The organism is Caballeronia sordidicola (assembly GCF_002220365.1).
Lineage (GTDB): Bacteria > Pseudomonadota > Gammaproteobacteria > Burkholderiales > Burkholderiaceae > Caballeronia > Caballeronia sordidicola_C.
Genome location: NZ_MTHB01000102.1, coordinates 54312 through 65125, shown reverse-complemented (window position 1 = coordinate 65125; position 10814 = coordinate 54312). Strand labels below are relative to the sequence as shown.

General features: G+C 55.4%; 10 protein-coding genes and 2 pseudogenes. 4 read left to right on the top strand and 8 right to left on the bottom strand.

Annotated elements, in window-relative coordinates:
* The 4 genes and pseudogenes from BSU04_RS47115 to BSU04_RS45445 form a co-directional block, all read left to right on the top strand.
* Positions 1-271 (top strand): hypothetical protein (locus BSU04_RS47115; RefSeq protein ID WP_218827295.1); only part of this gene is annotated, 271 nt, incomplete at its 5' end.
* Positions 272-336: 65 nt separating this feature from the next.
* Positions 337-606, top strand: a pseudogene (locus BSU04_RS47620) (ISKra4 family transposase); the annotation flags it as partial.
* On the top strand, positions 527-1207 hold the full coding sequence (locus tag BSU04_RS15745) for a phytoene desaturase family protein (RefSeq protein ID WP_179258333.1): 681 nt from the start codon (positions 527-529) through the stop codon (positions 1205-1207). The pseudogene BSU04_RS47620 and the gene BSU04_RS15745, both read left to right, overlap by 80 nt.
* A 481-nt stretch (positions 1208-1688) precedes the next feature.
* Complete coding sequence (locus BSU04_RS45445) at positions 1689-2180, top strand: hypothetical protein (RefSeq protein ID WP_144021249.1); 492 nt, start codon at positions 1689-1691, stop codon at positions 2178-2180.
* Here BSU04_RS45445 and BSU04_RS15740 read toward each other — a convergent pair.
* From BSU04_RS15740 to BSU04_RS15705, 8 genes and pseudogenes are all read right to left on the bottom strand, one after another.
* Positions 2130-2516 (bottom strand): annotated as a pseudogene (locus BSU04_RS15740) (DJ-1/PfpI family protein); the annotation flags it as partial. The gene BSU04_RS45445 and the pseudogene BSU04_RS15740 sit on opposite strands and share 51 nt — an antisense overlap.
* A 117-nt stretch (positions 2517-2633) precedes the next feature.
* Positions 2634-3611, bottom strand: a complete 978-nt coding sequence (locus BSU04_RS15735) for a LysR substrate-binding domain-containing protein (protein WP_089161465.1) — start codon at positions 3609-3611, stop codon at positions 2634-2636.
* A 116-nt stretch (positions 3612-3727) separates the two neighbouring features.
* Positions 3728-4495 (bottom strand): pyrroline-5-carboxylate reductase, encoded by a 768-nt coding sequence (locus BSU04_RS15730; RefSeq protein ID WP_089161464.1) that lies wholly within the window; start codon positions 4493-4495, stop codon positions 3728-3730.
* A gap of 88 nt (positions 4496-4583) precedes the next feature.
* Positions 4584-6077, bottom strand: a complete 1494-nt coding sequence (locus BSU04_RS15725) for an aldehyde dehydrogenase (protein ID WP_089161463.1) — start codon at positions 6075-6077, stop codon at positions 4584-4586.
* An 18-nt stretch (positions 6078-6095) separates the two neighbouring features.
* A complete protein-coding gene (locus BSU04_RS15720; RefSeq protein WP_089161462.1) occupies positions 6096-7427 on the bottom strand; it encodes an NAD(P)/FAD-dependent oxidoreductase in 1332 nt (443 codons plus the stop codon).
* Positions 7428-7432: 5 nt separating this feature from the next.
* Positions 7433-8323, bottom strand: coding sequence for a dihydrodipicolinate synthase family protein (locus BSU04_RS15715; protein ID WP_089161461.1), 891 nt, complete (start codon positions 8321-8323; stop codon positions 7433-7435).
* 135 nt (positions 8324-8458) lie between these two features.
* The gene (gene glyA, locus BSU04_RS15710) at positions 8459-9754 is read right to left on the bottom strand and encodes a serine hydroxymethyltransferase (RefSeq protein WP_089161460.1); all 1296 of its coding nucleotides are present in this window, start codon (positions 9752-9754) and stop codon (positions 8459-8461) included.
* A 150-nt stretch (positions 9755-9904) separates the two neighbouring features.
* Positions 9905-10786 carry a glycine betaine ABC transporter substrate-binding protein gene (locus BSU04_RS15705; protein WP_089161459.1) on the bottom strand — a complete coding sequence of 294 codons (882 nt, stop codon included), beginning with the start codon at positions 10784-10786 and terminating at the stop codon, positions 9905-9907.
* Positions 10787-10814: the final 28 nt, after the last annotated feature.

The following is a 10814-nucleotide window of genomic DNA, read 5'->3' as shown; positions in this document are numbered from 1 at the left end:
ACGTCAGCCTGGATATGGCATCGCCTCGCGTCGTTCATGCGGCCGCACAAGTCCTATCTCCTGCACCCGGCTCTCGCGCGCCCGGCTGAACTTGCCGCGTGGCGCTCAAGTCAACCGTATCGGCATAGCATCGCGGCAAAACCACCTCAAAATCTCGCCATCAAGGGCATCAGCCTTCCCGCTAGATTGGACTACTTTACGTCAATTATGCGACAACCCCTTGATTGATAACGATTTTTACAGATTACGTGCTCCCGAATTTGCCGATTAGACGACTTTGGGTCATTTTTCGGACGACTTTGTGTCGTTTGACAGCTCGCGACAGACTTGCGTCGATACCTGAACAACAACTGCGACTCGCTCCCCGACTATGGACGTCGATACCGAGCCGGCGAGCGCATCTCGACCGCGTTCGTGGAGTCGGCCGTCAATCAGATCATCGACAAGCGCATGTCCAAATCGCAACAGATGCGTTGGTCCCCGCACAGCGCGCACCTGCTGCTGCAGGTGCGAACCCGTGTCCTCGATGGACGTCTGCGGCAAGACTTCGCGAGCTGGTATCCCGGCTTCTCAGCCAACGACTCAACCGTTCGGACTACTGCCTGACCCCACCAATCCGAACGCTCTCCTCAAGAATCTGCCTAAATGGACCGCAATGGCGACGCGAGGTCTTGATTTCAACCCAGGTTCAATTACTCTCGCGGAAAATCTCGAGGAACTTCAATCGAATTTCGAAGCCGTTGAGCGCGGCGAGATGGGAGAGCGGCCGTATATGTGGATCGTTACGCCGAGCGCGTTTGATTCGACCGTATCTCCTCCAGTCTTCCACACAATGAACATCATGGGTGGCCACGTTCCTTACCATCTCAAGAGTGGTCCATGGGACGACGCTGCCCATGAAAAGCTTTTCGACATCATTGCGACGCAGATCGAGCGATACGCGCCAGGCTTTCGCAATGAAGTACTACACAAGCAGGTTCTCGCGCCGCCAGACATCGAGGCAATCTTCAATCTCCCAGGCGGCCACGTTCATCAGGGCGAGCTCACCATCGATCAAACCTTCTTTCGCAGACCGATCGCTCATTACGCCGATTACCGGTCACCGATTGCTGGCCTCTACCAATGTGGCGCATCAACCCATCCAGGCGGTGGAGTTACGGGGGTCCCGGGGCACAACGCTGCGAGAGTAATCTTGAGCGAACTCTGATCGTCTCTTCGGAAACATGCGGGCGATGCGTGCCAACAAGTGGCGGGCCCTGGGCGTGGCGCACACCCACGTTTAGTTTTGTCCGCGGTTGGCCACCACCAGCCTAGATCTGGCTTCCGTGGTCTCCGCGATCGTCATTCTGTTTTCACCTTCCCATCCCGACTGGCTGGCAATTTCTTCTCCTACAAACGATCGCACAAGAAAAAAGCTTGCGCGATCAATCGGGGGTAAACGGGATCGTGACCCATCCAATCTATTTTTGATTCGACACATAATTCACGCATACTGACTCTCACGTCAGTTTTGTAGATCATTGCGTTTTTGAAAACAAATTGTGGGCTTGGAATCGTGTTTGTTCGTCCGCAGAGATTGCATAGTGTCGCAAACATCTCAGACAGGCTGACGACAACCCGTCATCAGTTATTTTTTCTTTCAATTAGGATATCGAATGAAATAATTTGGAAAGGCTATTATCGCCGCGATGCTTTCAGCCAGCACCATCTGCACCACCGCTTATGCTGGTGACGACGGCATGATCAAATGGAAACAGGGTCAGGGATGGGGTTGGGTATGGGGGAAGGATGATCAAGTCGGAGCACTCAATGAAATGACTGACGCATCGCGCCTCGCCGCGATGAAGGCAATCAAGTCAGGCCGTGTCTTCGATCTTGGATTGCCGATGGATCGAAATTCATATCATTGGGACGGACATGGCCCTCTAGAGCTGATGATGTTTCGAACGCCTCATGGAATCAAGACCATGCGAGACTTTGACTTTATGACGCCGGAAGGGGGCAATACTTCCGGCACTGCATGGCAAAGCGCACAGCTATTCATGAGTGACAATACTGGTACCAAGTTTGATGGACTCGGGCACGTAACGGTAGGACCAGATGACCATTTTTATAACGGTTATAAGTCAGGCTCGCATCAGTGCGAAGATACCTGTGCAGATTCCAACGACGGTCGCTGAGCTATCAGCCGCGCGACGGATGAAGCCAATTGTTGCTTCACTTGCTGTCGGACCGGAATGCAATAAGCCTCCAACGACGACCACGTAGTCGAACGGCAGGGCTTTTTCGAAAGTCTCCCACGGAGAAACTTGAATTCCGCAGCTAGCTCTGACCGGCAACACGTTCTCGCCAACTACCGTCCATGAACAGCGCACCGGCCGACTCATGTCTCCTTCATCACTCGCGAGTCTAAGGAGGTCGACAAACCCCGAAAACGCCGTCAACGTGAAGTTCGGCAGGAGCACGATGCCAAACCTGATAGGTACATCCGGTTCGTTTGACACTTCTGGCCCAATTACAGAGTGAACCTATGCGCTCACCCCGCGCGATGAAAACAACGTGGAATCGACGTCGGCGCGGCGGCGTTAATGCCGGTTAAAAAGGCGGCCACACAGCTTGTTTGCTTCGACAGCTCACTGCCACTGCGCCATCATGTCCGTTACCTCGCTCACCAACCATTCGCGGAACGCCTGATACTCAGGCCGTTCGGACGCATTCCTGTGCGTGATGAGATAGTGATAACGGTCACGAAATACTAGGCATTCTTCGACCGGACGCACCAGGGCTCCTTTCTCGACCTGTCGGTGGACCAAGTGATGCCAGCCTATAACCGTGCCTTCATCAGCCTCCGCCAAGGACACGAGTAGTCGGTAGTCGTTACTCTCGAAATTCTCACCGGGAGAGTAGCGGTCCGAGCCATCGCTTTGCTGAAACCAGTTGCTCCAGACCCGCCAATCAACGTGCTCGCAGACCTGGGCTCGGCCAAGAAGAGAAAGATGCAGCGTTGGCTCGGAGAGCAGGTCCAGTGGCTTAAGCGTCTTTCCCTGGAAGCGGTCTTCGAATACCCGCGGGCTGCAAACTGGATATACGACATCGTGAAACAAGGGCTTTACGTCATATTCGTTTTCGCGCGGAGGATTTTTGCTGATGATGACGTCAGGCTGCATAAGGCCATCGAGCTCCATAAAATGCTCGGTGACGGTAATCTCCAGCTTGATATCCGGGAACTGCTTGCGAAAACGTGGAAGCCTTGGAGCTAGCCAAAGTGCTGAAAACGTGTGGGAGACACAAACATTCAACGCCTTCTTGTCTGACCGTCGCACTGCCTCGGCGGCCTCTGCGATGTTCATAATCGACAAGTAGGAGGCGTTGTATAAAATACGGCCCGAGTCGGTCAGCGCAATATGTCGCCCATTGCGTTCAAAGAGCGGGACGCCCATTGAGTCTTCCAGCTCCTTGATTTGCTTGCTAACAGCAGCCTGCGAAACGCACAACACCTCGGCAGCTTGCGTGAAGCTTTCGTACCGTGCCGCCGTGACAAAGCATCGCAGAGCACGTAGTGAAGGCATCTGCGCAAGCAATCTGTCGGCGAAAAGTTGTTTCTTCTGCATCGGTGTGCACCTTCAGAGCGGTCGACCTTCGAAACACCGCAAACCAGGGGCAGGCGGATAAAAGAACTCTACACCGAAAGAACCCACCATGTTCGCCGCCAATGATGCAGCTGGTGTCATTTTCCTTCGACGCGCTGCAAGACCTTATCCAAAGCGGTGCGATAGTGAGAATATGCCCCTGCGTCCGCCAACTCCCGGTGAAGCTGCTCGTTGATGCCGCCAGGTGTCATCGATTCTTGAACTAATGTCGAAAACGGCTTGTCCCCGTAGGTCGTCTCATGCGCGAGTCCCACGCTGTAGCCAGCCAAAAATGCACGCGCGGAGCTGTATTCAATGCCTTGCGCCACCAACCATTGCGCCTTGGTCTCGAGCACCGCATAAAAGCTCGCCATAGTCGCTGTAACCGCAGATAACGCGTCGAACTGATGTTCATCGGACACTTCGACGGGGGTTCCAAGCGGACCGAACAGGAGCCGGGCAACCTCGTCCGGGGGACAGATTGCCGTACTTCCCTTGGCCGCGGCAACCGCTGGCAGCGGCACCGCTCGGACAATGCCATGAACGTCGCCGACCATATCCTTTAATGCAGAAAGTGATATCCCTGCGATGAAACTGATAACGTGATGCCGAACTCCAAAATGAAGCTTTTGCAGAACATCGGCCGCGATTTTCGGCACGACAGCCAAGCAAACGATGTCGCTACTATCGAGCACTTGTTGATTCGAAGCGCAGACAGAAATACGTGCATCGAGGTCTGCCAGCGTCGACGCGACTTCGCCGTTTCTCGGCGATAGATAGATGTGTTCGAACGATGTGCCTGTGTGGAGCAAACCGGTCACGACCGCACGAGTGATAGTGCCGGTTCCGATAAATCCTATTCGCATGGCCTTCAACTTTAAAGTGAACGGCGCCTTTGAATAGCGCCGCGAAATAGCCGTCTGTTTTATGGGCAAGACCGGCGCTGCTGAGCGCTCAGTCGAGCTTCAACCAGGTCGTCTTAAGTTCGCAATATTGGTCGTGCGCATAAACGGACTTGTCCCGTCCACCGAATCCAGACTGCTTGAAACCGCCAAACGGCGTTGATAAGTCGCCTTCGCCGAAACAATTTATGGTGACGGTGCCCGCGCGGATTCTGCCGGCGACCTTATGAGCGTTATTTACATTGTCCGTCCACAGCGAAGCGGCCAAGCCATAGCAGGTGTCATTAGCAATCTGAACTGCCTCGTCGATGTCGCTGTATTCGATAACACAGAGGACCGGGCCGAAGACTTCGTCGGTGGCGATGCTCATGTCAGTCGTCACGTTGTCAAATATGGTCGGCTCGACGTACCAGCCTCCGGATTCGACAAAGACAGCGTTGCCGCCGTGAACAAGCCGCGCGCCCTCCGCCTTCGCCTTTTCGATGTGGCCCAGCACTTTCTCATAGTGCTTTTGCTCAATCAAAGCGCCAAGTTTTACGTCGGGGTCCAACGGCTCGCCGGTTTTCCATCCTGCCAGAACCGCCTTAATCTTTTCCAGCAGAATGTCCTTCGTTCCCGCAGGTACAAGCAGGCGAGAGCCCGCGCTGCAGTTCTCACCCATGTTCCAGAAGGCCGCCGCTACTGCCTGCTCCGCCACCGCATCGAGGTTAGCGACATCTGGCAGCACAACCTGCGGATTCTTGCCGCCGCACTCAAGGATGACCCGCTTAAGGTTTGTATCGGCGGAATATCTCAGGAAGCGTTTGCCAGTCTCAGTCGACCCGGTGAACGCGATGAGGTCGACATCAGGATGTAGACCAAGGGCCTGCCCCGCAGTCTCGCCGAACCCGGTCACGACGTTAAATACGCCTGCCGGAAGACCGGCTTCCGTGGCGAGGTCGGCGATTCGCAGCGTTGCAAGCGAAGTCTGCTCAGCCGGTTTCACGATGACGCTGTTGCCAACCGACAGCGCCGGACCGATTTTCCATGCGAGCATCAGCGCCGGGAAATTCCACGGGAGTACGGCTCCCACGACGCCGATAGCTTCGCGCGTAATCATGCTGACGACATTGGCGCCTGATGGGGACAGCGCGTCGTATCGCTTGTCGGTAACTTCCGCATGCCAACGAATACACGCCGCCGACTCCGGGATGTCCAGGCCAAGACACTCTGAAACGGGTTTTCCAGCCTCAAGCGCTTCGAGGATGGCCAACTCATCCATGTTCTCTTCAATCAACTGAGCTAGCTTGAGAAGCACGGTTTTTCGATGGGATGGCGCAGCCTTTGACCAAACGCCCGAATCGAACGCTTCTCTGGCCGACGCGACCGCGACATCAATGTCCTTGGCGTCGCAACGCGCGATGTCTGCAAGGACTTTCCCGTTTGACGGATTTAACGTCTGGAACGTTTCCTCGGACAAAGCTGCGCAGCGCTTTCCTCCGATAAACGCGCGCCCGTCCAAAGAAAGAGCGTTAGCCTTAGCTTTCCACTGTTCAAAAGTCGTCATTCTGGTGTCCTCAATCGATTAAAGTTCGGCTCCAGCCGAGAATTCTTTGAACCATATGGCCGTTGAGACCGCCATGTCGGCAATGGGGCGCATCGGCAACGGTTTTGGTTGCATCTGCTTCAAGAGTTGACTGGTCATCTCGTTCGACATGCCTAGAGCGTATTCGGCAATGACTTTGCCGGACGCAGAACCTCTGCTCAATCCCAAACCGTTGCACCCTATTGCTTGATACAAACCTTCCTCTGTCGCGCCGAAAAGAGCCCCGCTGTTCGCGGACAAGCAGAGGGCACCGCCCCAGGTGTATTCCAACGCGACGTCATTCAGCATTGGAAAGCGACGGTCGAACGACCGTTGATGCAGGGATTTAGCCTTGCGCAAATCCGACGGCGACACTTGCAGACCAGGGCGAAACGCGAAGTGATTGCGAACACATATGCGGTCATTCCCCAAACGACGAACGGTGGTTCCCATCGGGTCCGCTGGAATGAGTGCCCACGAATTAATTCCACCGAGCGCTTTAGCCTCTGCCGACGTCATTTTTCGACTCAGGGAGGCGAAGGTATAAACCGGCAGCAGTCCGTTTGGATTGCCGCCGAATGTCGCCGCGTAAGCATTGGTGCAAAGAACAACTTTGCCGGCGGTTATCTGACCGCCGTCAAACGAAAGCACTTGGCCACCTGCGCCACGCGCTAGCTTTCGCACGGGACTCAGCTCAAAAACCTCAACGTTTTTCGGCATCGTTCTCGCAAGACCGCGCATCAATGCGGCGGGTTGAACGGTGCTGCAGCCCGGCGCAAATATCGCGCCGTGGTAGAACGAAGTGCCGGTTACTTTCGCGATGGCCCCAACGTCGAGCCATTCGAACTGTTCGTCGATGCGTTTCAGACCCTCTGCAAAGTGCTTGAGCGCATCCTTACCCCGTTTGTTGACGGCCCCGTGGTATTTGCCGTCGTCCCGCCAGTCGCACTCGATACCCTGTTCTCTGACAATCGACCTAACGTAGTCAATTCCGTGGCGCTGCATCTGCACATCTGCCTTGTCGGCCTCGACACTCTTTGAATAGCCTTCGCTGCTTATATCGTGCGGCAGGTCAACGAAGAAGCCCGAATTTCGTCCAGCTGTCGACCGACCAATTCGGTCTGCCTCCACGAGCGCCACCGAGGACTCCGGTGCAAGCTCGGCTAGGCGCCGAGCTGCACACAATCCGGTGATACCGCCGCCCACAACAACAAAGTCAAAATGTCGGTTGCCCTGGAAACATGTCGCTTCCGATGGCGGCGGCAAAATCTCCCACCACCCATTGACACCATCTGCCACGGGTAAGCGGGCAAATTCGAATTTCGAGGCCATGCAAATCAACGTCCGTTACGAAGCAGAGGTTGCACAAGATTCGCGAAATCGCGTTTTTCAGCTTCCGTGAGCACACCGAGCGGCTTGCGAGCATCACCCACAGCTTTTCCGGCCAGCTCACATCCGTAACGGACATACTGGATAAACTTACCGCTGCGCTCAAGCAATTCCAGGACAGGCAGCAGTTGCGTCATCAACGCACGCGCAGCAACGAAGTCACCCTTTTTAACGCAGGTTTCAAGCAACTCAACGTGGACTTCCGGGAGGAAATTCGCAGCACCGGCCACCCAGCTTCGTGCGCCCCAAACGAAGAATTCGAGCGCCTGGTCATCCATGCCACAACTAAGGATGAGTTTCTTCTCGAAATGCGTAGCCAGATGGTGAAGATGAGCAATATCGCCCGTGCTTTCCTTCATGGCTTGGAAGTTCGGACGCTCGAGCAGCTTCTCGAGAACTGCGTCGCTGATGTCGGTCCCCGTCCGCGCTGGAAAGTTGTAAAGCATGATGGGCATGTCGAGACTGTCGTCAATCGCAAACAGGTGCGCCAACAACTCGTCCTGAGTCGGTTGAGCGTAGTACGGCGCCGCCACCAACAAGGACGAGAGCCCCGCGCTTTTTGCTTCCTTGCCGAGCCGAAGCACTTCGTCGGTGGTGGTCGCGTTGATGCCAGCGGTAAGATGAGTCTTGTCGCCGGCTGCTTCCACAACCGTATGGAATGTACGCACGCGTTCGTCGAAGCTCAATGCATAATATTCGCCCGTCGTGCCGCCGACGCCTAGGCCCGTGAGTCCGCGGCCAGCGAGGTCGACTGCATGTTTCCCTAGCAGCTCGTGATTGATTTCACCGTTTGCCTTGAACGGGGTGATTAATGGTGCGTGTACGCCTTCGAAGCTCATGTCTTTCTCCTAGATGCGACAGCGAGCAAGCCCGAGTCTTGGCAGCGAAGTGAGAGCTGCGCTGCCAGGGCTGGCCAACTGCCGTGTTGGGTCAATCGCCGATATGCGGATGTCCTGAGACGCCCGGCGCGAGTTTTAAATCGAAGCGTCCGCGTACGAATAGATGGGGAAGCGGCTGCACAGGTCGCGTACTCGGCTTCGAACAGCCAACTCGACCGCTTCATCGCCATCCTGTCCTGTTGCAAAAGCACCCAAGACCTGAAGGATGAGCGTGCCAACCTCTTCAAATTCCGCTGTCCCGAAGCCCCGCGTCGTCCCGGCCGGCGTTCCAAGCCGAATCCCCGAGGTTATGGTCGGGCTTTGCGTATCAAAGGGAATTCCATTTGCGTTGCAGGTAATGCCTGCCCGCTCCAGGGCTTTTTCAACCTGAGTCCCCGTCAAGCCTCTGGAACGCAGGTCGACCAGCAGAAGATGGTTGTCAGTACCGCCGGTCACAAGGTTCACACCGCCGAGCTTTAAAACCTCTCCAAGGGCTTGGGCATTCTTGAGGACTTGGTCGATGTAAGCCGTGAAATCTGGGCGCAGCGCTTCACCGAACGCCACCGCTTTCCCCGCAATCACGTGCATTAGCGGACCGCCCTGCAACCCAGGGAACACAGCGGAATTGATTTTCTTGGCGATGTCGGCGTTATTAGTGAGAATGAAGCCGCCTCGTGGGCCGCGAAGGGTCTTGTGCGTAGTAGACGTCACAACGTCGGCGAAGCGCACCGGATTTTGGTGTCGGCCAGCGGCGACGATGCCCGCGATATGCGCCATGTCCACCATGAGCATTGCCCCGACGCTGTCGGCGATTTCGCGAAACTTGGCGAAATCGAGTGCGCGCGGGTAAGCCGAATAACCCGCGATAATGAGCTTGGGACGATGCGTCTCAGCCAAACTACGAATCTGGTCGTAGTCGATAAGAAAAGTTTCTGGGTCGACACCATACTGCACGGCATTGAACCACTTGCCAGACATAGCCGGGCGTGCGCCGTGCGTAAGGTGGCCGCCGGCATCCAGAGACATGCCGAGAACCGTGTCACCTGGCTTTAGCAGCGCAAGCATTACCGCTCCGTTTGCCTGAGCGCCGGAGTGGGGCTGAACGTTGGCGTACTCGCATTCGAACAAGGCTTTCACCCGGTCAATTGCCAGCGCCTCGATGCGGTCGACATGCTCGCAACCACCGTAGTACCGCTTTGAAGGGTAACCTTCCGCGTACTTGTTCGTCAGCACAGTCCCCTGTGCTTCCATTACCGCGGCCGAGACAATGTTCTCGGACGCAATGAGTTCAATTTGGTTCTGCTGGCGACGTAGTTCAAGCATGATTTCAGATGAAATCACCGGGTCGCGGTCTTGCAGGGCCTCAGAGAAAAATCGAAGGTTATCGTTCACAGACGTACTCCGTGTTGCTATGACAGGTTCATATCAGGCACTGACTTATCAAGGTGCTGCGCCGGCACTACGGCCGACGTCTCTCAATAAACGGATAGCCTGCCATGGGACGGACAGCGAGGTAACCCCGCCGTCGCGCCCGCAAAAATTTTACTGCTGAAGCCATGCGCTCACTTTGTCCGGATGAGCATCAACAAACTTCTTGGCCGCCGTCGCGTAGTCGTTCGTGGAGTTACCCTCGAGCTCGATGGCCTCGACGTCAGCAAGCGTCAATTTGAAATGTTTCATGAAAACATCGGCACGCGGAAACTTGGATGCGAATTGCTTCGAGGCAAAAGCGTGCACCTGTTCTTCGCCGCCCAACGTGCCCTTCGGGTCCTTGAGATAGCGCATTGGGAACTTCTGGAACAACCAATGGGGGCTCCAAACCGTCGCAACAATCCATTGCTTGGACTGCGTCGCGCGCTGGAGTGAAGCAAGCATGCCCGCTTCACTCGACGACTGCAGGGTGTAGCCTGCCAGGTTGTATTCCTTGATGGTCTTTTCGGACGCAGTCATCAAACCGCCGCCCGGCTCGATACCTTGAATCACCCCCTTCGTCTTGGTCTTCACATCCGGCTTGTTGAGGTCTTCAATCGACGATAGCTCAGACTCCGGCACGTATTGGGGCACGGCCCAACCGTTCTTGGCGCCGGAATAGATGATGCCTACGTCATCCAGGGTGTCTTTGTATCTCGCGTAATACGCTGCATGCGTCACCGGAAGCCAGCCGCCGACCATCAGGTCTACGTCCCCACGCGATACGCCCTGATATTGAATGCCGATGTCCGCCTGAACAAACGTGACAGGCTGCTGGAGCTTCGTTTCCATGACATATTTCGCAACGTTTGCAACGGCAAGAACGTCTGCCCAGTTGGTAATCGTGATTTTCACGGGTTCTGCTGCAACTGCAGCACTGCCATAAAGGCCCAAAACACACAGCGCCGACGCGGTCAATTTCGTAAGATAAGACTTCAGATTTTCAATTGTCATTTGGTACTCCTCTTTATGTAAAGTGGTT